Genomic DNA, 22,133 nt, shown 5'->3' with positions numbered 1-22,133 from the left:
ACGACCTCTGGTGTTCGTGTCTTTCGGTGAGTCCTGTATTACGGGGCGCCGGCCGTTCAGGCGGCGATCGGCGAGACTTCGAATACGCAGTGCGCGTGGCCTTCGGCGGCGCACTGCACTTCCTTCGACTGCGCGCGCGGCGCGTTCTTGCCGCCTTCCGTGGTGTCGTTCACCCAGTCCATCGCGCCTGCGAACCATCCCGCGAACATGTAGCAGAGCTTGCCTTCTTTGCCCGGCTGCGCGAGCACGAACGACGAATGGCTCAATTCGATCTTCGCGCGCGCCGTGGCCGGGTCGGCTTCACGGATCGTGAAAAGGCCCCAGCCGCGCTGCGAAAGACGCTTCAGGTAATGCTCGAACACGGCCATGCCCGCCATGCCGTGCTTTTCGGCTTCCTTCGCGCACCAGTGGTACGCCGACTTGTAGCCGGCCTTGTAGAGAATCTCGGCGTACGCGTCGCGGCCCAGCGCCTCTTCCACGGCGGTGTGATTGTTGGTGAAGAAGTGGCGCGGCACATACAGCATCGGCAGCGCGTCCGTGGTCCAGACGCCGGTGGCGGGATCGACATCGATCGGCAGTTGCGGTTGCATTTCGTGGGGCTCCAGTGACTTGGTGAGCGAATTTATTTAGGGTTTCTAATTGGTTTCAATTGGCCTTTCCGTAACGACCGGTCAGGCCTGGCGGTCAACCGCCCCAGACTTCGCCGAACACGCGCATCCAGTTCTCGCCCATCACCTTCTTGATGCGCGTTTCGCTCCAGCCTGCTTTTTGCATGGCGGCGGTGAGATTCGGAAATTCACCGATCGTGCGGATGCCTTCCGGATTCACCACCTTGCCGAAATTCGTGAGGCGGCGATAACGGCCCTTGTCGTGCGTGATCCAGTCGAAGAACTCGGTGCTGTAGCCCTGCGTGAAGTCGGTGCCAATGCCTACGCGGTCTTCGCCAATCAGGTCGACCACATATTCGATCGCTTCGATGTAATCCTCGACGGTCGAATCCGGGCCTTTCTTGAGGAACGGCGCGAACATGGTCACGCCGACGAAACCGTTCGCATCGGCGATTTCCTTCAATTGCTCATCGGTCTTGTTGCGCGGATGCTCCTTGAGACCCGACGGACAGCAGTGCGAATACGTGACCGGCTTCTTCGAGCAGGCAATCGCGTCCGACGAAGTCTTTCCGCCCACGTGCGAAAGATCGACCAGGATGCCCACGCGGTTCATTTCCTGGATCACTTCGCGCCCGTAACCGGAGAGGCCGCCGTCCGGCTCATAGCAGCCGGTGCCCACGAGGTTCTGCGTGTTGTAGCAAAGCTGCACGACATTCACGCCGAGTTCCTTGAACACCTCGATATAGCCGAGGTTGTCCTCGAAGGCATACGAGTTCTGGAAACCGAAGATGATGCCGGTCTTGTTCTCTTTCTTCGCACGCACAATGTCGTCGGTCGTGCGCACGAGCGTGAGGATCTCGCTGTACTCGCGAATTTGCTGCTTCATTTGCGCGATGTTGTCGACGGTCTTCTGGAAGTCTTCCCACACAGAAACCGTGCAGTTGACGGCGGTGACGCCGCCCTTGCGCATGTCTTCGAACACCGAGCGCTCGAACTTCGAAATGTTCAGACCGTCGATGATGATGCTGTTGTCGTGCAGAGTGCTCATTAGCCGCTCCGGAACTCGCGAATGAAATTGAAAGGCGGTGGTGTGATGAATCAGGCTTGCGCGTAGATCGGGAAGCGTTCGCACAGCGCGAAGATCTCGCGGCGCACGCGCTGCTCGGTGACCGCGTCGCCTTCGGGATGCGTGCGCAGTGAATCGAACACTTCGAGAATCAGGCGGCCGATCTCGCGGAACTCGTTCACGCCAAAGCCGCGCGTGGTGCCTGCGGGTGTGCCGAGGCGAATGCCCGAGGTGACCGTGGGCTTTTCGGCGTCGAACGGAATGCCGTTCTTGTTGCAGGTGATGCCGGCGCGCTCCAGCGCCTGCTCGACCTGATTGCCCTTGAGGCCCTTGGGCCGCAGATCGACGAGCAGCAGGTGGTTGTCCGTGCCGCCCGTCACGAGGTCCACACCGCCCGCTTTCAGCACCTCGCCCAGCTCCTTCGCATTGGCGAGCACACTGTCGATATAGGTCTTGAAGCTCGCATCGAGCGCTTCGCCGAACGCCACGGCCTTGCCAGCAATCACGTGCATGAGCGGACCGCCTTGCAGGCCGGGGAATACGGCCGAGTTGATCTTCTTCGCGATCTCCTCGTCGTTGGTCAGAACAAAGCCGCCGCGCGGGCCGCGCAGCGTCTTGTGAGTCGTAGACGTGACGACATGCGCGTGCTCAACCGGGTTCTGATGCCGCCCCGCCGCGATGATGCCCGCGATATGGGCCATGTCCACCATGAGCTTCGCTCCGACCGAGTCGGCGATCGCACGAAAACGTGCGAAGTCGAGCGCGCGCGGATAAGCGGAAAAGCCCGCGATGATGAGGTTCGGCTTGTGCTGCTGCGCGAGCGCTTCGACCTGGTCGTAGTCAATCAGCATGGTTTCGCGATTCACGCCGTACTGCACGGCGTTGAACCACTTGCCGGAAAGCGCCGGCTTGGCGCCGTGCGTGAGGTGGCCGCCCGCGTCGAGCGACATGCCGAGCACCGTGTCGCCCGGTTTGGCGAGCGCGAGCATGACCGAACCGTTGGCCTGCGCGCCCGAGTGCGGTTGCACGTTGGCGAAACCGGCATTGAAAAGCTGCTTGATGCGGCTGATGGCAAGCGCTTCCACCTCGTCGGCGAATTCGCAACCGCCGTAGTAACGCTTGCCCGGATAGCCTTCCGCGTACTTGTTGGTCAGCACCGAGCCTTGCGCCTCGAGCACGGCGCGCGACACGATGTTTTCCGACGCGATCATTTCGACCTGCGACTGCTGCCGCTCGAGTTCTTTCAGGATGCTGCCGCGAACCGCCGAATCGCGCTGCGCCAGCGTTTGCGAAAAGAAAGGTTGAGTATTCGACATGGGGCTTCCGTGACAATGAATGAAGGACGTCCTGCAATGCTGGAGGCCCCGTCACGGCTGGCTTTACGGCGGTTTGACCGGTTGGGGACCGACGGTTCTATTCTTGTCGTTCGAAATGTCGCTCAACGTCGAAATTCAGACGCGTTCTTTTCCTTTTCCGCCATCCGCGTCCATTTTTCACAAGTGAACCTGGCTGCGCCCGCCCGCTCAAGGTGCACGGTGCCCCATGTTTCCCAATCCGAATTATTTATCGTGCATCGCAGTGCACCAATCCCGCACTCTCGTTCTTTTCCACGTTTGGCATTTTTGTCCAGATGACTCAGGGTTTTGCCGCATGGCACACTGGACCCGCCAAATTCGAAAATTGCGGTAGCGTAGCCGGCCCCCCGGGCCTGACCGGGCCCCCACTGGGCACAAGGCTACCGATCACAAGGAATCGTCCCCCATGCTGCCGGATCGCACAGCGTCGTTCGCGCACTTCGCGTTCATGCCGCTGCCCGACTTCACGATGATCGCGTTTACGAACGCTATCGAAGTCCTTCGTATGGCTAATTACCTGAGCGGGCAGCCGCTTTACAGGTGGTCGATCATCAGCCCGGAGGGCGGCCCGGTCACGTCGAGCAATGGGCTTTCCATCGACACCGGCCCGGCCGAATGTGTGGGGCAGCCCGATATCGTGTTCGTTTGCGGCGGCATCGACGTGCAGCGCGCCACCACGGCGGCGCATCTCGCTGCGTTGCGCCGCTTTGCGCGCATGGGGGTTGCGCTGGGCAGCCTTTGCACGGGGACCTATGCACTCGCGAAGTCCGGGCTGCTGGCCGGGTATGCGTGTGCAATTCACTGGGAGAACATGTCGGCGCTGAAGGAAGAGTTTCCGTCCACGCGGTTTCTCAAGGAGCTCTTCGTTATTGATCGCGACCGCGTGACCTGCACGGGTGGCGTTGCGCCGCTCGATATGATGCTGCACCTCATCACGGCGCGTGTGGGGACTGCACGCGTGACGCAGATCGCCGAGCAGTTCGTTGTGGAGCATGTGCGCGATACTTCGGCTCAGCAGCGCATGCCGCTAGTTGCCCGGCTCGGTTCGGCGAACAAGTCGCTGTTCGAAGTCATCTCGCTCATGGAGAACAATATCGAGGAGCCGCTCTCGCGGGAGGAGCTTGCTCGTCTTGCGAATATGTCGCAGCGGCAATTGCAGCGGCTCTTTCATGAGCATCTTGGCATGACCCCGACTCATTACTATTTGACGCTGCGCTTGCGCCGTGCACGCGAGCTGCTGCTGCAGACCGATATGTCGATCATGCAGATTACGATGGCCTGCGGGTTTCAGTCGGCCTGTCACTTCAGCAAGAGCTATCGGGATGCGTTTGGGAATGCGCCTACCGGCGAAAGGCGGAAGCGGATCGCGCCGCTTTCTGGGGTGGATACGCCTGCTGCGGCTCTTGTTGCGCCTGCCACTGTGCATGTTTGAAACTTGTGTTCGCGGCGGTATGCCAGCGTTGCCCCTGTGCGGGGCGGCACCTACTTTCTTTGCAGCGGCAAAGAAAGTAGGCAAAGAAAGCCGCTCAAACCGCTAATGCCTGCCACAGTTCACATCGCGCCACAAAAGGTTAATGGCTCCGGAGCGTCTGTCACCTCGCACCATTCCCGTTAGTGACAAAGCGCTCATCCGCTCCCGCTGCTCGCTACGCGCGCAGCGGCCGGGTCTGCAAGGGGAACCAGGGGTACGAGTCAGCTTTGCGAGAACTCCCGCGCCCCAATGGTTTTGAGCTATGCCCTTCGGCGCGCGTAGCGCCGCCGGAAGGATGAGCGCCTTGTCACTGAGTTCGGTGGTGCGAGACGACAGACGCTCCGGAGCCATTAACCTTTCGTGCCGCGATGTGAACTGTGGCTGGCGCTGGCGGTTTGAGCGGCTTTCTTTTGCCTACTTTTCTTTGCCGCTGCAAAGAAAAGTAGGTGCCGCCCCGCACAGGGGCAACGCATGCATACCGCCGCGAAAACAAGGAAAGGCCAAAGCCCCAGGAACCGGCGACAAAAAAACCTACGCCGCCAACAACCCATGCGGATCAATCACAAACTTCCGCGGCGCACCACCATCAAACTTCTTATAGCCGTCAGGCGCCTCATCAAGCGAAATAACCGACACATTAACGATCTTGGCAATCGGCAACCGGTCAAACAAAATCGCCTGCATGAGATTGCGGTTGTATTTGAGCACGGGCGTCTGCCCGGTATGGAACGTATGCGACTTGGCCCAGCCAAGCCCAAAGCGGATGCTCAAACTCCCATGCTGTGCAGCCACGTCGCGCGCACCCGGATCATCGGTCACGTAAAGCCCCGGAATCCCGATCATCCCCGCCGGCCGCGTAATTTCCATCAGCGAATTGAGCACCGTAGCCGGTGCCTCTTCCGCATGACCGGAAGCGCCATGCCCGTGCGCTTCAAAGCCCACACAATCCACCGCGCAATCGATTTCCGGCTTGCCAAGAATCTGTTCGATCTGCTCGCCGAGCGTCGCGTCCTTCGAAAGATCGACCACTTCGAAGCCCATCGCCTTCGCATGGGCAAGACGCTCCGCATTGATGTCACCAACAATCGTGCAAGCCGCACCGAGCAGGCGCGCCGATGCCGCCGCCGCCATCCCCACCGGCCCCGCACCCGCGATATAAACAGTCGAACCCGGTTTCACGCCCGCCGTCACCGCGCCGTGATAGCCCGTGGGCAAAATATCCGAGAGGCACGTGAGATCGCGGATCTTCGACATGGCCTGATCGCGGTCCGGGAACTTCAGCAGGTTGAAATCGGCATACGGCACGAGCACGTATTCGGCCTGGCCGCCGATCCAGCCACCCATGTCGACGTAGCCATATGCACCGCCCGCGCGCGAGGGATTCACGTTCAGGCACACGCCTGTGTGCTGCTCGCGGCACATCGCGCAACGCCCGCAGGCCACATTGAACGGCACAGAAACGAGGTCGCCGATCTTCAGCGTTTCGACGTCGTTGCCCACTTCCACCACTTCGCCCGTGATTTCGTGGCCCAGCACGAGGCCGACGGGCGCCGTCGTACGTCCGCGCACCATATGCTGGTCCGAGCCACAAATGTTCGTGCTGACCACCTTCAGAATGACGCCATGGCCGATCGAGCGTCCGCTCGGATCGACCATCTTCGGATACGCGATGTTCTGCACCTCGACCTTGCCCGGACCTTGATACACGACGCCTCGATTACCGCTCATCTCGCTGTCTCCTGTTTGATGCAGCTCGCAACGCTGCTCACTAGATAGCGCTCCTCGCGCGAGCTTTCGCGTGAGGTAACGATGCTTCGAGGTTAGCCTGCCCGCCGCATACGACGATGTACAAAAAACGACGCGCCTTTGCTTTGCACCGACATCGGGCTACGCGTTTTGGCCGCCACCATCGGCCCGAATCCATAGTCGATAGTCGGTACGTGTCCAGTCGAGCGCCACGCCCACACGCCGCGTGCCCGGCCGGATCTTCGGCTTGTGCACCGCGAGCCTGAGCGTTTCCAGCGCGGGCCATTCGCGAAACGAAAACGCCGCCATGTCCGCCACCAGCGTTTCGAGCAGCCGCGTATGCGGCTTGCGCCCAAGAAAATCCGCAAGACGGGTGCAATAGCCGTCGTAGTCGATCCAGTCGCCCGCTTCACCTGCTGCGCTCTTTTCGCGCGGCATGCAGCGATAGCCGAGCTGCGCGTCGATCACGAGCGGCTGCGGCGCGCCGTGCTCGTGCGGATAAATGCCGATGCGCGCCGGCACGCTCAACGCTTCGACGAACACGCTCCAGCCGCGCCCGCGCGGCTCGTCGTGCGGGCTGAGCGCACCGATCGCACCCAGCGCCGGCTCGAACGCCGCATCGACGATCTTCATGGCGCGACCGACGCCGCGGCGTCGACCATCATGCGGCAGAAGTAATCGGCGAAACTGCGGCGCACGACGATTTCGAAGCGGTCGTCCCCGGTGGGTATCAGCACGATCGACGCCTTGAAATACACGCTCTGCGCGCATTGCCCCGGCTTGAACAGGCGCGGATGCAGATCGAGCGGACAGCCGCGTGAGAGCACGTCGCGCGCCCGCGTGCCTTCGATCTCGACCACGGTGCTGCCGCTGCCGACGTCCACCGCCGCCGCATAAGCTTCGCCAAGCACGGCGACGAGCTTCGCTTCGAGCATGCCTGTTTGCACGGGTGCGAGCGAGCGCACGAGCCATTCATCGGGCCCGAGCCAGAGCACGTCGTATTGGTCGCTACGTGCGACGGTGTTCGGCGCGGCGGGCGGCTCGCAGCCCACTACGCTGGCGAATGCCGCGACGAACGCCGGGTCGCTCAATTCGCCGCGCACGTTCACGAGGTCGCGGAACGGCAGTTCGCGCATGGCGAACGCCTTCGAGGCGCGCCCTTCCTGCGCCTTGATCAGATCCGCTGCGCCGACGAGCGGCGACTCGAGGCGCACGCCAACGATGCGCTCCGCGACCGGCAGGGGGTCCTTCGTTTCATTCAACATGCTGACGCACTCCTTCCGTGTCGTAGAAAATCGGGCTTGCGATCTGCGCGCTTACGCGCCGGCCATCGGCCATGGGAATCACCACGCGCTCGCCCATCTTGTTCAAGCCGCCCTTCACGACCGCGAGCGCAATGGAACGCTGGAGAATCGGGCTGTAATAGCTCGACGTGACGTGGCCGATCATCGGCGTCGTGCCATCGGGCCGCGCCTGCGCGTCGGGCGCGATGATCTGGCCGCCTTCGGGCAACACGTATTGCGCGTCGTCCGTTAGCAGTCCGACGAACTGCTTGCGGTTTTCCTTCGCGGTGTCCGAACGCTTGAGCGAGCGCCGGCCGAGGAAGTCCTTCGTCTGCGAAACCAGGCCGCCCATGCCGAGGTCGAATGGCGTAACCGACCCGTCCGTATCCTGGCCCACGATGATGTAGCCCTTCTCCGCACGCAACACGTGCATCGTTTCCGTGCCGTAAGGCGTGATGTCGAACTCGGCGCCCGCTTCCATCAGCGCCTCCCACACGGCGCGGCCCGCATTGGCCGGCACGTTCACCTCATAGGCCAGCTCGCCCGAGAAGCTGATGCGCATGACGCGCGACTTCACGCCCGCGACCGTGCCGTTGCGATACGACATGAACGGGAATGCGGCGTTGTCGAAGTCGATGTCCTTGCACACCTTCTGCAGCACCTTGCGGCTCTTCGGGCCGACCACGGCGAACGTCGCCCAGTGGTCGGTGACAGAAGCCAGACGCACCTTCATATCGGGCCATTCGGTCTGCAGCCAGCGTTCGAGCCACGTGAGCACGCGCGCGGCGCCGCCCGTCGTGGTGGTCATCATGTAGTGCTGCTCGCCGAGGCGCACCGTCACGCCGTCGTCGAACACCATGCCGTTTTCGTCGAGCATCAGGCCGTAGCGGCACTTGCCCACTTCGAGCTTGAGCCACGGGTTCGTGTACACCCAGTTGAGCAGCTTCGCGGCATCGGGGCCTTGAATGTCGATCTTGCCGAGCGTAGAGGCATCGAGAATGCCCACGCTGTTGCGCACCGCAAGGCACTCGCGCTTCACGGCTGCGTGCAGATTCTCGCCGCTCTTCGGGTAGTACCACGGGCGCTTCCAGTTGCCCACGTCCTCGAATTCCGCGCCATGCTGCACGTGCCATTCGTGAATGCAGGTCTTGCGGATCGGGTCGAGCATGTCGCCGAGTTCGCGCCCCGCAAACGTGCCGAACGTGACGGGCGTGTAATTTGGGCGGAACGTCGTCGTGCCCGTTTCGGGAATCGTCTTGCCGAGCGCACTGGCGAGAATCGCCATGCCGTTGATATTGCCGAGCTTGCCCTGGTCGGTGCCGAAACCCATGGCCGTATAGCGCTTCACGTGTTCGACCGACTCGAAGCCTTCGCGTGCGGCGAGCAGAATGTCCGCGGCCGAAACGTCGTTCTGGAAGTCGACGAACTGCTTCGGCCCGCGCGCCGCGTCCTTGCGGCTGCCGACGAGCCACAGCGCCTCAAGCGGCGTTTCCGCAACCTCGGCGGCCTTCGGCACGGTGGGCCGCTTGACCGGGAAGCCGAGCGACTTGACCGCGTCGATGCCGCCGTCCACACCCTGCGTGAGTGCGCGGGCCAGGCCGAATTCGCCCACCGCCGCGCCAACGCTCACTTCCTCCTGCACGCGCTTGCCCGGCATGAAGCACGCCTTCGCGTCGCTCCAGTGTGCCTTGCCGCCCGACTGCGCGAACAGGTGCAGCACGGGGCTAAAGCCGCCCGACACCGCAACGAGATCGCATGCGAGCGTGCCCTGCTGCGCGCCGGCCTGGCCGTTCGCGTAGCCGACCACATCGACCGAACTCACGCGCTGCTTGCCATGCGCGCAGTTGATGGCCGCGTTGTACATTACCTTTACGCCCTGGCGGCGCGCGGCGGCCTGCAATGCGCCGTTGCCCTGCGAGCGCGAATCGACCACGGTGACGGTCGCACCGCATGCCTTCAGGTCGAGCGCGCAGCGGTAGCCCGCGTCGTTGTTCGTGAACACGACGGCATTGCGGCCCGGCAGCACACCATAGCGATGGATATACGTCGACACCGCCGACGCCATCATGATGCCCGGCAGATCGTTGTTGCCGAACACGATAGGACGCTCATGCGCACCCGTTGCGAGAATCACGCGTTTCGCGCGGATCTTCCACAACAGTTCGCGCGTACCCTGGCGCGTGGAAACCGGCAGATGCTCCGTCAAACGCTGCGTGACGGTCACGAGATTGTGATCCTGGTAGCCGAAAGCCGTGCTGCGCGAAAGGATCTTCACGTCGGGCATTTGCCTGAGTTCGGCTTCGATCTTCTCGACCCAGTGAAATGCGGGACGTCCGTCGATATCGGCCTTGCACGACAGCAGACTGCCGCCCAGTTCGCGCTGGTCGTCCACGAGAATCACGCGTGCGCCGCTCGCGCCCGCCGTATGGGCGGCCGCAAGACCCGCGGGGCCGCCGCCGATCACGAGCACGTCACAATGCGCGAAGCATTTGTCGTAGCGGTCGGCGTCGCGCACTTCGGGCGCTTTGCCGAGACCCGCGGCGTCGCGAATCTTTTCTTCGTATTTCGGCCACCATTTACGCGGCCACATGAAGGTCTTGTAGTAGAAGCCCGCCGGCAAAAAGCGCGAGAACTTCTGGTTGATCGCCATGCGATCGTTTTCGAGGCTGGGCTCGGCGTTCACGCTCGTCGCAATGAGCCCCTGGTAAAGCTCGACTTCGGTCGCGCGAGCATTGGGCACCGTATGCGCGCCGCGCTCGAGTTGCACGATGGCGTTCGGCTCGGCCACGTCCGCCGTCATGATGCCGCGCGGGCGATGGTACTTGAAGCTGCGCGCGACGAAATGCACGTCGTTGGCGAGCAGCGCGGAGGCGAGCGTGTCGCCCTGGAAGCCTTGATACGTGCGGCCGTTGAACGTGAAGTTCAGCGGAATCGCGCGGTTGACGCGCCCACCGGCGCCCAGGCGGTTCTTCTGGCTCATCGCTGCGTGCTCCCTTGCTTGTTGCCTTGCGCTTCATTTGCCGCCGCATTTTTCACACTCGGCGCGCCGAAGGTCTCGTAACTCTGGATCTCGTAGGTGACGGTGTCGCGCGTCGCCTTGAACCAGCGGCGGCAGCCCTGCGCGTGCAACCACTGCTCCTTGTGTACGCCGCGCGGGTTGTGACGCATGAAAAGGTAGTCGCCCCATTCTTCGTCGGTCAGTTTGTCGGTGTCGAGCGGGCGCGCGATGTCGGCCTCGCCGCCGCAGGTGAACTCGACTTCGGCGCGGGGACCGCACCACGGACATTCGATCAGCAACATGGTGTGGTCTCCCTTAGTGCGCGACGGCGGCTGCGCCGTGCTCGTCGATCAGATGGCCGCTATAGAAGCGGTCCAGCGAGAACGGCGCGTTCAACGGATGCGGCTCGTCCTTTGCAATGGTGTGCGCGAACACCCAGCCGGAGCCCGGCGTCGCCTTGAAGCCGCCGGTGCCCCAGCCGCAGTTGAAATAGAGGCCCTTCACGTCGGTCTTGCTGATGATCGGGCAGGCGTCCGGCGAGACATCGACAATGCCGCCCCACTGCCGGTTCATGCGCACGCGCGAGAACACCGGGAACATTTCGACGATGGCCTGCAACGTGCCCTCGATGATGTGGAAGCTGCCGCGCTGGCCAAAACCCGTGTACTGGTCCACGCCCGCGCCGATCACGAGATCGCCCTTATCGGACTGGCTGATATAGGCGTGCACCGCGTTCGACATGATGACGGTGTTGACCACCGGCTTGATCGGCTCGGAAACCAGCGCCTGCAGCGGGTGGCTTTCCAGCGGCAAGCGCACGCCCGCCATGTCCGCAAGCGTCGTGGTATTGCCCGCCGCCACCACGGCAACCTTCTTCGCCTTGATGAAACCCTTCGACGTATCCACGCCCGTCACTCGCGCACCGTCGCGGCGAATGCCCGTCACCTGGCAGTTCTGAATGATGTCCACGCCGTGCTGGTCCGCGCCGCGCGCGAAGCCCCATGCCACGGCGTCGTGGCGCGCCACGCCCGCGCGGCGCTGGATCGAGGCGCCCAGCACGGGGTAGCGACTATTGAGGTTGATGGTCGGCTCGATTTCCTTGATCTGCTCGGGCGTAAGGAATTCGGCGTCCACGCCGTTCAGGCGGTTCGCGTTCACGCGCCGCTCAGTGTCGCGCACGTCCTGCAGCGTGTGCGCGAGATTCATCACGCCGCGCTGGCTGAACATCACGTTGTAGTTGAGGTCCTGCGAGAGCCCTTCCCAGAGCTTCATCGCCTTTTCATACAGCGCCGCCGACTCGTCCCACAGATAGTTCGAGCGCACGATGGTCGTGTTGCGCGCCGTATTGCCGCCGCCGATCCATCCCTTCTCCAGAATCGCGACGTTTTTCACGCCGTGCTCTTTCGCGAGGTAATAGGCCGTTGCGAGACCATGCCCGCCGCCGCCGACGATCACGACGTCGTACTCCTTTTTCGGCTCCGGGCTTCTCCACTGCCGCTCCCAGTTCTCGTGATACGACAACCCGTTGCGGAACAGACTGAATATCGAATAGCGGCTCATCTCGCAGACCCCTTGTTGCGCGTTACCATTAGCTTGCGTTAGCACTCGATGACGTTCACGGCGAGACCACCGCGCGACGTCTCCTTGTATTTCGTCTTCATGTCGGCGCCCGTCTCGCGCATCGTCTTGATGACGTTGTCGAGCGTGACGTAGTGCTCGCCGTTGCCCTTGAGCGCCATGCGCGCGGCGTTGATCGCCTTGATCGCACCCATCGCGTTGCGCTCGATGCACGGAATCTGCACGAGGCCGCCCACCGGGTCGCAGGTCATGCCGAGGTTGTGCTCCATGCCGATTTCGGCGGCGTTCTCCACCTGGGCAGGCGTGCCGCCCATCACGGACGCAAGCGCCGCCGCCGCCATCGAGCACGCCACGCCCACTTCGCCCTGGCAGCCCACTTCCGCGCCTGAAATCGACGCCGTTTCCTTGTAGATGATGCCGATGGCGGCAGCCGTGAGCAGGAAGTTGGCGATACCGTCTTCGTTTGCGCCCGCAACGAACTTCACGTAGTAGTGCAGCACCGCGGGAATCACGCCCGCCGCGCCGTTCGTGGGCGCGGTGACGACACGGCCGCCCGCGGCGTTCTCCTCGTTCACGGCCATCGCGTAGAGGTTGACCCAGTCGAGCATGGAAAGCGGATCGCGCAACGATTCTTCCGAGCGCGAACGCAGATGCACCGAGAGATCGGCGGCGCGGCGCTTCACCTGCATCGGGCCCGGCAGTTCGCCGTGCATCTTGCAGCCACGCTCCACGCAGGCGGCCATCGCGCGCCAGATCGCGAGAAGACCTTCGCGCACGTCTTCCGGCGAGCGTGCGGCGCACTCGTTTGCGAGAGTGACTTCGGCGATCGAACGCCCGCTCTCGCTGCATACGTGCAGCAGATCATCGCCCGTGCGGAACGGATAGGGCACTTCACGTCCGCTGCGCACGCCGTTGACGCGGTCGCCGTCGCGATTCACGACGAAGCCGCCGCCCACCGAGTAGTACTCCTTTTCAACGAGCAACTGCCCGTTTTCGTCGAAGGCCTGAAAGCGCATGCCGTTCGAGTGCAGCGTGTTCGCGCCGCCCATTGTCTTGCGAAAGAAGCCGATGCACTCCTTTTCGTCGAAGCGGACGGTCTGCTTGCCGAGCAGCACGAGCGTCTTCTCGCGGCGAATGGCGGCCAGACGCGGCTCGATCTGGTCGGGATCGACCGAGTCGGGCAAGTTGCCTTCGAGGCCGAGCAGCACGGCCTTGTCGGTGCCGTGGCCCTTGCCCGTCGCGCCAAGCGAGCCGTACAGCTCGACTTTGACGCGACGCACAAAGGCGAGCAGATTGGCGTCCTCGATATGGGACGCGAAGCGGCACGCAGCGACCATGGGGCCGACCGTATGCGAGCTGGACGGACCGATTCCGATCTTGAACAGGTCGAAAACGCTGACGTTCATCTGACTTCCCTTCGCGCTGAGCGCATGGATGAGCTTGAGTGCAAGTAGACCAAAGAGGCCGTGGCAGCCGATAGAACAAAAACGCCATCGCCGTTGGACGGCCCCGCCAGACGGGGCTTCGGGCAACTCGGGCGCGCGTTGCGCCAGGGTTGCACCGCGGGTTTTCCCGAGGTCTTGCGGTGGAAAAACATCCGTCTGCGCGGTCAGAACGAATGCCGCAAGCCCACGCGCACATCGGCCTGCGTGGTGGTCGAAGAAGGCGTGAAGCTGTAGCCGATCACCGCGTCCACACCTTGCGAGGCCTTGAGCCAGTCGCCCGAGAGATAAACGTCGGTGGTCTTCGAAAGCAGGTAGTGCAGGCCCGCCGAAATCTGGTTCCAGTGGTGGCCGTCGAAGTGCGTGTACTGGTAGCCGCCCGCCACGCTGAACGCGGGCGTGACCTGCCAGTTCGCGCCACCCTCGCCCACCTGCATGTGCTCGCTCTCGCCGAACGCCTTGATCTGCGTGTACGTGAAAGCGGCCATCAACGTGACGTCGCCGATCGCGTAGCTCGCGCCGGTGCCGAAGGTCGCCTGCTTGTCGACGGGGAACGGCGTCTCGCTATAGAGCGAACTGACCGCGCCCGTGGCCGGATCGACGCTGACGGTCGGCCTGCCGAAGAACGTGCGCACGCCGATCATGTTGTACGGGTCGAACGCGTAAATGCCCGACGGGTTGTTGAGTTGGGTGTAGGCCGCGCCCATCGCGAACGGGCCGTTCTGGTACTGTGCGCCCGCGCTCCAGGCGCTGCCGGTGTGAAAGTCGCCGGGCGTGTTGCTGAACGAGTACATGCCGCCGAACTGGAATCCGCCGAACGTGTTCGACATGAATTTCACGGCGTTCGGCAGATGGTCGCCGTTCATGCGGTCGAAGTCGCCCTGGTTGATCGCGTAGCCGCTCGCCCACGCCGTGACGTTGTAGAGATACACGAATTCCTGCGTCATGTCGGCCTGATTGCCGAACGTGAGCGTGCCCCAATCGTTCTGGAGTCCGACATAAGCGAGACGGCCGAAAAGCGAGCCGCCGTTGGCGATCTGCCCGTTGCCAAGGTGAAAGCCGCTCTCGAGCTGGAACACGGCCTTCAACCCGCCGCCGAGATCCTCGGTGCCCTTGAGGCCCCAGCGGTTCGCCTGCGCAATGCCGTCGTCGAATTTCACTTGATGCGAACCGCCCGCATTGCTCACGTACGTCACGCCTGCGTCGATGATCCCGTACAGGGTGACGCTGCTTTGGGCATGGCTTGCGGTCGAAACAGCGCTCAATGCCATCGCGATGCCGCTCAGTGCCACCGCATTCGGTTTTCTCATGATGTCGGGTCTCTCTTGTCTGGCGATACAGGTTGTCGGGCCGCACAGAAAGCGCGTGGCGTCTTGCGCGGTGGATCAAAACGTACAAGTCCAAATCTCACCCGACTTGCGCAGACACGACACGCGCTGGCGCTAACGCGACACGCCGGCAGCGAAAAAAGGCCTGAAAAACAGGCGCAAACCGTTGTGTGGCGGGCCTCGCGAGGCATTGCGCGGTCGCGATCATCGGTAATCCGACGCGGACTTTGTAAAATCCGCCGATCCCGCCATTTCTACGTTTTTATTGATTGAACATTCAATAAAAAATACCTAGAGTGGAAACCTTCCCGCATTGCCCGGAATCCCCATGCCCAAGATCGGAATGCGCGACGTGCGTCGCGCGCAACTCATCGACGCCACCTTGCAATCGATCGACCAGTCGGGTCTCTCGGGCACGACGCTCGCCACCGTCGCGCAGCACGCGAAAATTTCCACCGGCATCGTCAGTCACTATTTCGGCGGCAAGGACGGCCTGCTCGAAGCCACCATGCGCCACGTGCTGCACGACCTTTGGGAAGCCACGGTGCGCAGGCGCCTCGCCGCGAAAGACGAGCCGCGCGCGCGCCTGCGCGCCATCGTTGCGGCCAACTTCGACGTTTCGCAGGTGAACTCGCCCGTCATGAAGACGTGGCTCGCGTTCTGGGCCGAGAGCATGCATCAGCCCGCGCTGCGCCGGCTGCAGCGCGTCAACACGCGGCGGCTGCATTCGAACCTCTGCGCGGAGTTCGAGAAGGTGCTGCCAGGCGCCGCGGCCCGGCGCGCCGCGAGCGGGCTCGCCGCGCTGATCGACGGCCTGTGGCTGCGCGGCGCGCTCACGGGCGAACCGTTCGACACGAAGGCCGCGCTGCGCGTGGCCAACGACTACATCGACCTGCTGCTCGAAGCGCGCGCGAAGCCGCGCTCAGGCAAGTCGGCCAAATAACCCGGCCCGGAGCCTATCGATGTCTCTCTTTCCCCTGCAACGCCTCTTTATCGACGGCGCCTACACCGACGCCACCAGCGGCGAGACCTTCGACACCTACGATCCCGCCACCTGCACGAGGCTCGCCACGGTGCAACACGCGAGCGCCGCCGACATCGACCGTGCGGTGCAATCGGCGCGCGCCGGCCAACGCGTCTGGGCGGCCATGACCGCGATGCAGCGCTCGCGCGTGCTGCGGCGCGCGGTCGAGCTGCTGCGCGAGCGCAACGACGAACTCGCGGCGCTCGAAACGAGCGACACGGGCAAGCCGATCGCCGAAACGCGCAGTGTGGACATCGTCACCGGCGCGGATGTGATCGAGTACTACGCGGGTCTCGCACCCGCGCTGGAAGGCCAGCAGATTCCGCTGCGCGAGACCTCGTTCGTCTACACGCGGCGCGAGCCGCTGGGTGTCACGGCCGGCATCGGCGCGTGGAACTACCCGCTGCAGATCGCCTGCTGGAAGTCGGCGCCTGCGCTTGCGGCCGGCAATGCAATGATCTTCAAGCCGAGCGAGATCACCCCGCTTTCGGCTTCGAAACTCGCCGAGATTTATATCGAGGCGGGCGTGCCGCCGGGCGTGTTCAACGTGGTGCATGGCGACGGCCGCGTGGGCGCCATGCTGAGCATGCACCCCGGCATCGAAAAGATTTCTTTCACGGGCGGCGTCGAAACGGGCAAGAGGGTCATGGCGGCGGCGGGCGGCTCCACGCTCAAGGAAGTCACGATGGAACTCGGCGGCAAGTCGCCGCTCATCGTCTTCGAAGACGCCGACCTCGATCGCGCCGCCGATATCGCCGTGACCGCCAACTTTTTCAGTGCCGGCCAGGTGTGCACCAACGCCACGCGCGTGTTCGTTCACCAATCCGTGATTGCCGCGTTCGAAGCACGTGTGCTCGAACGCGTGCAGCGCATCCGTGTGGGCCATCCCGCCGATCCCGCCACCAACTTCGGGCCGCTCGCGAGCGCCGCGCAACTCGACAAGGTGCTCGGCTACATCGAGAGCGGCAAGCGCGAAGGCGCGCGGCTGATCGCGGGCGGTGCGCGCCTCACCCAGGGCGAGTTCGCGCGCGGTCAATACGTGCAGCCCACCGTGTTCTCCGGCTGCCGCGACGACATGCGCATCGTGCAGGAAGAAATTTTCGGCCCGGTGATGAGCATTCTCGCCTTCGCCAACGAAGCCGAAGTCATCGCGCGCGCCAACGAATCGCTGTACGGCCTGGCCGCCGGCGTCGTGACGGAAAGCCTTTCGCGCGCGCACCGCGTGATTCATCGGCTCGAAGCCGGCATCTGCTGGATCAACACGTGGGGCGAGTCGCCCGCCGAAATGCCCGTGGGTGGCTACAAGCAATCGGGCGTGGGCCGCGAAAACGGCATCACGACGCTCGAACACTACACGCGCATCAAATCCGTCCAGGTGGAACTGGGACCGTATCAGCCCGTTTTCTGAGGGAGTCCTGCATGGCAGCGCAAGAGTACGACTACATCATCATTGGCGCAGGGTCGGCGGGCAATGTGCTCGCCGCGCGCCTCACCGAAGACCGCGACGCGACGGTGCTGCTGCTTGAAGCGGGCGGCCCCGACTACCGCTTCGATTTCCGCACGCAAATGCCCGCGGCGCTCGCGTACCCGTTGCAAGGGCGCCGCTACAACTGGGCCTACGAAACCGACCCCGAGCCGCACATGAACAACCGGCGCATGGAATGCGGGCGCGGCAAGGGGCTGGGCGGCTCGTCGCTCATCAACGGCATGTGCTACATACGCGGCAATGCGCTCGACTACGATGGCTGGGCCGAGCGCAAAGGCCTGGAAAACTGGAGCTATCTGGACTGCCTGCCCTATTTCCGCAAGGCCGAAACGCGCGACGTCGGCGCGAACGATTATCACGGCGGCGAAGGTCCCGTTCACGTGACGACGAGCAAGCCGGGCGTGAATCCGCTCTTCGAAGCGATGATCGAAGCCGGCGTGCAGGCAGGCTACGCCCGCACCGACGACCTCAACGGCTACCGCCAGGAAGGCTTCGGGCCGATGGATCGCACCGTGACCGCCAAAGGCCGGCGCGCGAGCACCGCGCGCGGCTATCTGGATCAGGCAAAGCATCGGCCCAACATCGACATCGTCACGCATGCCGTGACGGACCGCATTCTGTTCAGCGGCAAGCGGGCGTGCGGCGTTGTCTTTCTCGATGGGCCCGCACGCGTGACGCGCTATGCGCGCCGCGAAGTGCTGCTGTGCGCGGGCGCGATCGCCTCGCCGCAAATTCTGCAGCGCTCGGGCGTCGGTCCTGGCGCATGGCTGCGCGAACTCGACATTCCCGTTGTGCTCGATCTGCCGGGCGTGGGTCAGAATCTTCAGGACCACCTGGAAATGTACATGCAGTACGCGTGCAAGGAACCGGTCTCGCTCTACCCTGCGCTGCTCATGCGCAATCAACCGGCCATCGGCATTGAATGGATGCTGCGCGGCACCGGTATTGGCGCGAGCAATCATTTCGAGGCGGGCGGCTTTATCCGCACGCGCGACGACGATCCGTGGCCGAACCTTCAGTATCATTTTCTGCCGGTTGCGATCAATTACAACGGCAGCAATGCGATCAAGATGCACGGCTTCCAGGCGCACGTAGGCTCGATGCGCTCGCCGAGCCGCGGGCGCGTGAAGCTGCGCTCGCGCGATCCGCGCCAGCATCCGTCGATTCTCTTCAACTACATGGCCGAAGCGCTCGACTGGCGCGAGTTCCGCGACGCCATCCGCATCACCCGCGAAATCATTGCGCAGCCTGCGCTCGACCGTTTTCGCGGGCGTGAGCTGAACCCTGGCGCGGCGCTCAAGACCGATGCAGAGATCGATGCTTTCGTGCGCAACCGCGCGGAAACCGCCTATCACCCGTCGTGTTCGTGTGCGATGGGTTACGACGATATGGCCGTGGTGGACGGCGAAGGCCGCGTGCATGGCGTTGACGGGCTGCGCGTCGTGGATGCTTCGATCATGCCGCGCATTACCACCGGCAACCTCAACGCACCGACGATCATGATCGCGGAGAAGATTGCGGACCGGATTCGCGGGCGTGACGCGCTGGCGCGTTCGCATGCGCCGTATTTCGTGGCGAACGGGGCGCCGGCTCGGGGTGCGGGATTGTCCGCGGCGAATGGCGCGGCGCGTGCGGAGAAAGTACGCGCCGTGACGCTTTAAGAACCGCTTATCGGCCAGAGGCGGCGCGCGGCGATCAGCGCGCCGCTTTTTTTGTTGCCTTCAGCCCGTGTGCGCGCAAGGCAACAAAAAAGCGGCACCACACGGGCAACTAGCCCGCATGATGCCGCCAACACTGAAGCCAATTACTGACGCCGACTACTGAAGCCAGCTCAGACCGAAGCGGCCAGCCAATGCGAAACCGCAATCGTCAGCGCCGCCGCAACGAGCGCGCCATAAGGCGCGAGATTCAACCACCGGCTGCGCGCCGGCACGCTTACTTCCATATCGAGCGCACTGCCCGCCGGAAAACGCCCGCGATCCTGCCAGTAATGCCGGAATGCAAACACCGGCACGATCAGCAGCATCGCAATGAGGCCATCGCGCAGCGTCCCCTCTCCTTGCAGATTGGCGCCAGCACCGACGAACACGAGGTTCGCATACCCGCACAGCGCACCGAGCGCGAGCAGCCACGTCGGGCAACGAAACGGACGCGCCCACGCGCCACGGTCCATGCGGTGAATCCATCCCGACTGCAAATTCAGGAAGACGAACAACATGTAGCAGACGTTCGAGATCGACAGCACCGTCATATAGTCGGACATCGCGAGCAGGACGAGATTGAAGCCGAGATCGGTCCACATCGCCGCCGTCGGCGCGCCGTGCTCGTTCACCCGCGAGAGGTAGCGCGGCAGCCAGCCATCCACTGAAGCCTGATAGAGCGTGCGCGATGAGCCCATCATCGACGTCATCACGATCAGCAAAATGGACAGCATGAGCATGACCACCACGGCGTTGCCCACCCAGGCGCCGCCGCCCACCATTGCGGCCATGGCGGTGCCCACGCCCGTGCCGTCGCCGATGCGCGGATCGAGCATCATCGCGGTGCCGAGCGACCCCTGAAACGCGAGCGGCACGAGCGTCATGACGACGAGGCAAAGCGCGCCCGACCAGAAAATCGCCCTCGCCGTATCGCGCCGTGGGTCACGAAACTCGCGCGTATAGCACACCGCCGTCTCGAAGCCGTACGATGCCCATCCCGCCATGAACATCGCGCCCAGCGCCATGACCACGCCCTGCCCGTTCCAGGCGCCGAAAACCGATGCCGTGAGATTGCCGTGCGCATCGTGCCCGAGCGGCAGCAGCGGAAACAGATGTTTTGCAGGCACGTCACCCGTGACGAACGGCACGAGTCCGACGATCAAAAGCGGCGTGAGCGAGGCGATGCCCAGAATCTTCTGCGTTTTCGCGGCCTTGGAAGCGCCGCTATGCTGAAGCCGGAAGGTGATGAGCAGGAACGCCGCTGCGATCAGGAAGGTGGCGTTGATGCGCAGGGTGAGACCCGGCTTGATGAAGTCGAGGTTCGCGAGCGTCCAGTGCCACTGCATGATGGCCGCCTCGGGCGCAAACAGCGTGGCGAGCGCGTAGTTCGCGGCGAGTCCGCAGCCCAGCGCGAGCATGGGCGACCACGCGAGCCAGTTACACCACACGGAAACCGGCGCGATCATCTTGCTGTAGCGCACCCAGCCGATTGCTCCGTACACCGAAGCACCGCCCGATTTATGCGGAAAGAGCCCTGAAATCTCGGCGTACGTGGCGCTTTGCACGAGGCCCATGGTGATCGACGCGATCCAGATGGCCCAGGCTGGCTGGCCGATCGTCGCGCATACGCCGCCAATCGTAAACAGCACGCCCGCGGGCACGCCGCTCGTCACCCAGAACGCATCTTTCCATGTAAGGCCGCGCTGCAGCGCATGGCCATGACCGCCTCGTGCGGCGCTCTCCTCAGCGCCGTGCGTCCCAATTCCCGCTTGCTCCATCTGCCTCCTCCTCTTTTGAACGCTAATCAACCAAAATTGCCGCGCAAATAGGGATGTACCGCAGGGTGGTCCGCGGCTTTCACCGCGGACCAGGGCACGTCAATGCACGCCCAGCGAGGCGCGCACGGCAGGCAGGCCCGGCTTGCCGTCCAGCGTGGTCACGCCGGCGAGCCAGTTGTCGAGCACCTGCGGATTGCCGCGCAGCCAGTCGGCGGCGGCCTTGTTGGGGTCTTCCTTGTTGGCGATCGGCACCATCAAATGGTTCTCGATGGCGGTCGTGAACTGCAGATTGGAGACGAACTTCGCCACATTCGGGCAGCGCGCCGCATAGTCGGGCGGTTCGGCGGTCAGCACGCGCGCCGCGCCGTAATTGGGCCCGAACACGTCGTCGCCGCCCGAGAGATAGTCGATCTTCATCTGCACGTTCATCGGATGCGGCTCCCAGCCGAGGAACACGATCCATTGCTTCTCGCGCACGGCGCGGTTCACCTGCACGAGCATGCCCGCCTCGCTCGACTCGACGAGCTTGAATTTGCCGAGGCCGTACTGGTTTGCGCCGATCATCTTCTGGATCAGCGCGTTGCCGTCGTTGCCGGGTTCGATGCCGTAAATGCGCCCTTGCAGCTTGTCCGCGAATTTCGCAATGTCCTGGAACGATTTCAGGCCGCCCTGGTAGACATAATCGGGCACGGCCAGCGTGTATTTCGCGCCCGTGAGATTCGGCGTCGAGAGGACCTTGATCGAGCCCGCTTTCGTAAAGGGCTCGATGATCGGGTCCATGGTCGGCGACCAGTAGCCGAGGAATACGTCGATCTGCTTGCTCTTGAGCCCGGCGAACGTGATCGGCACCGAGGCGATCGTTTTCGTCGGCGTATAGCCCAGCGCCCCGAGAATCGTCGATGCAACGCCCGTGGTCGCCGCGATATCGGTCCAGCCCACGTCGGCGAAACGCACGTCCTTGCACGCGGCGGGATCGGCCGCGAAGGCGCTGGCGCTGAGGACTGCGGCGCACGCGAGCGCGCCTATCTTAAGCAGGGGGAATCGGCACATCGTCATCTCCTCGAGGAATCGAACTGCGTCGCTGGGTCATGAAGTCTCATGACACATAGTTGTCCGGCAAAAAGCCGGCTAACGTAGCAATTGCGACGAGCAATTGCGCAGAAGCGACAAGCGATTCCCGCGAAGCCCCCAGAACAGCAGCTTTAAGTTAATTGAACGATCAATATACGAACTTAGGCTGCATTCCTTTCATTTTAAAAACGTAAGGCTT

17 protein-coding genes are annotated in these 22,133 nt (G+C 63.3%); 4 read left to right on the top strand and 13 right to left on the bottom strand.

The window, feature by feature from the left end; translation table 11 throughout:
* Nucleotides 1–56 precede the first annotated feature (56 nt).
* From U5A58_RS22930 to U5A58_RS22920, 3 genes are all read right to left on the bottom strand, one after another.
* Nucleotides 57–590, bottom strand: a complete 534-nt coding sequence (locus U5A58_RS22930) for a DUF5943 domain-containing protein (protein ID WP_321963126.1) — start codon at nt 588–590, stop codon at nt 57–59.
* Nucleotides 591–684: 94 nt separating this feature from the next.
* On the bottom strand, nt 685–1,707 hold the full coding sequence (locus U5A58_RS22925; protein ID WP_321915490.1) for a dipeptidase: 1,023 nt from the start codon (nt 1,705–1,707) through the stop codon (nt 685–687).
* Nucleotides 1,707–2,990: a serine hydroxymethyltransferase gene (locus U5A58_RS22920; RefSeq protein WP_321963125.1), complete on the bottom strand. Its 1,284-nt coding sequence runs from the start codon at nt 2,988–2,990 to the stop codon at nt 1,707–1,709. Before U5A58_RS22920 ends, U5A58_RS22925 begins: the two co-directional genes overlap by 1 nt.
* A gap of 445 nt (nt 2,991–3,435) precedes the next feature.
* Between U5A58_RS22920 and U5A58_RS22915 the strand changes: the two genes are divergently transcribed.
* Nucleotides 3,436–4,461 carry a GlxA family transcriptional regulator gene (locus U5A58_RS22915; protein WP_415764745.1) on the top strand — a complete coding sequence of 342 codons (1,026 nt, stop codon included), beginning with the start codon at nt 3,436–3,438 and terminating at the stop codon, nt 4,459–4,461.
* Between the two features lie 570 nt (nt 4,462–5,031).
* Here the strand turns inward: U5A58_RS22915 and fdhA are convergent.
* The 8 genes from fdhA to U5A58_RS22875 all read right to left on the bottom strand — a co-directional run bounded on the left by fdhA (nt 5,032) and on the right by U5A58_RS22875 (nt 14,857).
* Entirely contained in the window at nt 5,032–6,228 is a 1,197-nt protein-coding gene (fdhA, locus tag U5A58_RS22910; RefSeq protein WP_321963124.1) for a formaldehyde dehydrogenase, glutathione-independent, read from the bottom strand.
* 159 nt (nt 6,229–6,387) lie between these two features.
* On the bottom strand, nt 6,388–6,879 hold the full coding sequence (locus U5A58_RS22905; protein ID WP_321963123.1) for a dihydroneopterin aldolase: 492 nt from the start codon (nt 6,877–6,879) through the stop codon (nt 6,388–6,390).
* A complete protein-coding gene (locus U5A58_RS22900) occupies nt 6,876–7,511 on the bottom strand; it encodes a sarcosine oxidase subunit gamma (RefSeq protein WP_321963122.1) in 636 nt (211 codons plus the stop codon). Before U5A58_RS22900 ends, U5A58_RS22905 begins: the two co-directional genes overlap by 4 nt.
* Entirely contained in the window at nt 7,501–10,509 is a 3,009-nt protein-coding gene (locus U5A58_RS22895) for a sarcosine oxidase subunit alpha family protein (RefSeq protein WP_321963121.1), read from the bottom strand. Before U5A58_RS22895 ends, U5A58_RS22900 begins: the two co-directional genes overlap by 11 nt.
* A complete protein-coding gene (locus tag U5A58_RS22890; protein WP_321963120.1) occupies nt 10,506–10,829 on the bottom strand; it encodes a sarcosine oxidase subunit delta in 324 nt (107 codons plus the stop codon). The genes U5A58_RS22895 and U5A58_RS22890 overlap by 4 nt, the downstream gene beginning before the upstream one ends.
* Before the next feature lie 13 nt (nt 10,830–10,842).
* Entirely contained in the window at nt 10,843–12,087 is a 1,245-nt protein-coding gene (locus U5A58_RS22885; RefSeq protein WP_321915404.1) for a sarcosine oxidase subunit beta family protein, read from the bottom strand.
* A gap of 38 nt (nt 12,088–12,125) precedes the next feature.
* Nucleotides 12,126–13,511 (bottom strand): L-serine ammonia-lyase, encoded by a 1,386-nt coding sequence (locus U5A58_RS22880; RefSeq protein ID WP_321963119.1) that lies wholly within the window; start codon nt 13,509–13,511, stop codon nt 12,126–12,128.
* Nucleotides 13,512–13,714: 203 nt separating this feature from the next.
* Nucleotides 13,715–14,857, bottom strand: a complete 1,143-nt coding sequence (locus U5A58_RS22875) for a porin (RefSeq protein ID WP_321915406.1) — start codon at nt 14,855–14,857, stop codon at nt 13,715–13,717.
* 346 nt (nt 14,858–15,203) lie between these two features.
* Between U5A58_RS22875 and betI the strand changes: the two genes are divergently transcribed.
* The 3 genes from betI to betA are packed head-to-tail and all read left to right on the top strand — an operon-like array spanning nt 15,204 to nt 19,046.
* Nucleotides 15,204–15,818, top strand: a complete 615-nt coding sequence (betI, locus tag U5A58_RS22870; RefSeq protein ID WP_321915407.1) for a transcriptional regulator BetI — start codon at nt 15,204–15,206, stop codon at nt 15,816–15,818.
* Between the two features lie 19 nt (nt 15,819–15,837).
* A complete protein-coding gene (betB, locus tag U5A58_RS22865) occupies nt 15,838–17,307 on the top strand; it encodes a betaine-aldehyde dehydrogenase (protein WP_321963118.1) in 1,470 nt (489 codons plus the stop codon).
* An 11-nt stretch (nt 17,308–17,318) separates the two neighbouring features.
* Entirely contained in the window at nt 17,319–19,046 is a 1,728-nt protein-coding gene (gene betA, locus U5A58_RS22860) for a choline dehydrogenase (RefSeq protein WP_321963117.1), read from the top strand.
* Nucleotides 19,047–19,216: 170 nt separating this feature from the next.
* On the opposite strand, the gene U5A58_RS22855 is transcribed toward betA, so the two are convergent.
* Entirely contained in the window at nt 19,217–20,863 is a 1,647-nt protein-coding gene (locus U5A58_RS22855) for an APC family permease (RefSeq protein ID WP_415774071.1), read from the bottom strand.
* 99 nt (nt 20,864–20,962) lie between these two features.
* Nucleotides 20,963–21,913 carry a choline ABC transporter substrate-binding protein gene (locus U5A58_RS22850; protein ID WP_321963116.1) on the bottom strand — a complete coding sequence of 317 codons (951 nt, stop codon included), beginning with the start codon at nt 21,911–21,913 and terminating at the stop codon, nt 20,963–20,965.
* Nucleotides 21,914–22,133: the final 220 nt, after the last annotated feature.

It is taken from the genome of Paraburkholderia sp. J7, from assembly GCF_905220155.1.
Lineage (GTDB): Bacteria > Pseudomonadota > Gammaproteobacteria > Burkholderiales > Burkholderiaceae > Paraburkholderia.
Note: the sequence above shows the minus strand (reverse complement) of the source record. Positions and strands in the feature narration are given on the sequence as shown.

What these genes read in the sequence shown, in the direction of transcription:
- betA (WP_321963117.1), top strand. Translation starts at nt 17,319, where the DNA reads ATGGCAGCGCAAGAGTACGACTACATCATCATTGGCGCAGGGTCGGCG.
- U5A58_RS22855 (WP_415774071.1), bottom strand. Translation starts at nt 20,863, where the DNA reads ATGGAGCAAGCGGGAATTGGGACGCACGGCGCTGAGGAGAGCGCCGCA.
- U5A58_RS22905 (WP_321963123.1), bottom strand. Translation starts at nt 6,879, where the DNA reads ATGAAGATCGTCGATGCGGCGTTCGAGCCGGCGCTGGGTGCGATCGGT.
- U5A58_RS22850 (WP_321963116.1), bottom strand. Translation starts at nt 21,913, where the DNA reads ATGTGCCGATTCCCCCTGCTTAAGATAGGCGCGCTCGCGTGCGCCGCA.
- U5A58_RS22915 (WP_415764745.1), top strand. Translation starts at nt 3,436, where the DNA reads ATGCTGCCGGATCGCACAGCGTCGTTCGCGCACTTCGCGTTCATGCCG.
- U5A58_RS22895 (WP_321963121.1), bottom strand. Translation starts at nt 10,509, where the DNA reads ATGAGCCAGAAGAACCGCCTGGGCGCCGGTGGGCGCGTCAACCGCGCG.
- fdhA (WP_321963124.1), bottom strand. Translation starts at nt 6,228, where the DNA reads ATGAGCGGTAATCGAGGCGTCGTGTATCAAGGTCCGGGCAAGGTCGAG.
- U5A58_RS22930 (WP_321963126.1), bottom strand. Translation starts at nt 590, where the DNA reads ATGCAACCGCAACTGCCGATCGATGTCGATCCCGCCACCGGCGTCTGG.
- U5A58_RS22900 (WP_321963122.1), bottom strand. Translation starts at nt 7,511, where the DNA reads ATGTTGAATGAAACGAAGGACCCCCTGCCGGTCGCGGAGCGCATCGTT.
- U5A58_RS22875 (WP_321915406.1), bottom strand. Translation starts at nt 14,857, where the DNA reads ATGAGAAAACCGAATGCGGTGGCACTGAGCGGCATCGCGATGGCATTG.
- U5A58_RS22885 (WP_321915404.1), bottom strand. Translation starts at nt 12,087, where the DNA reads ATGAGCCGCTATTCGATATTCAGTCTGTTCCGCAACGGGTTGTCGTAT.
- U5A58_RS22880 (WP_321963119.1), bottom strand. Translation starts at nt 13,511, where the DNA reads ATGAACGTCAGCGTTTTCGACCTGTTCAAGATCGGAATCGGTCCGTCC.
- betI (WP_321915407.1), top strand. Translation starts at nt 15,204, where the DNA reads ATGCCCAAGATCGGAATGCGCGACGTGCGTCGCGCGCAACTCATCGAC.
- U5A58_RS22890 (WP_321963120.1), bottom strand. Translation starts at nt 10,829, where the DNA reads ATGTTGCTGATCGAATGTCCGTGGTGCGGTCCCCGCGCCGAAGTCGAG.
- U5A58_RS22920 (WP_321963125.1), bottom strand. Translation starts at nt 2,990, where the DNA reads ATGTCGAATACTCAACCTTTCTTTTCGCAAACGCTGGCGCAGCGCGAT.
- betB (WP_321963118.1), top strand. Translation starts at nt 15,838, where the DNA reads ATGTCTCTCTTTCCCCTGCAACGCCTCTTTATCGACGGCGCCTACACC.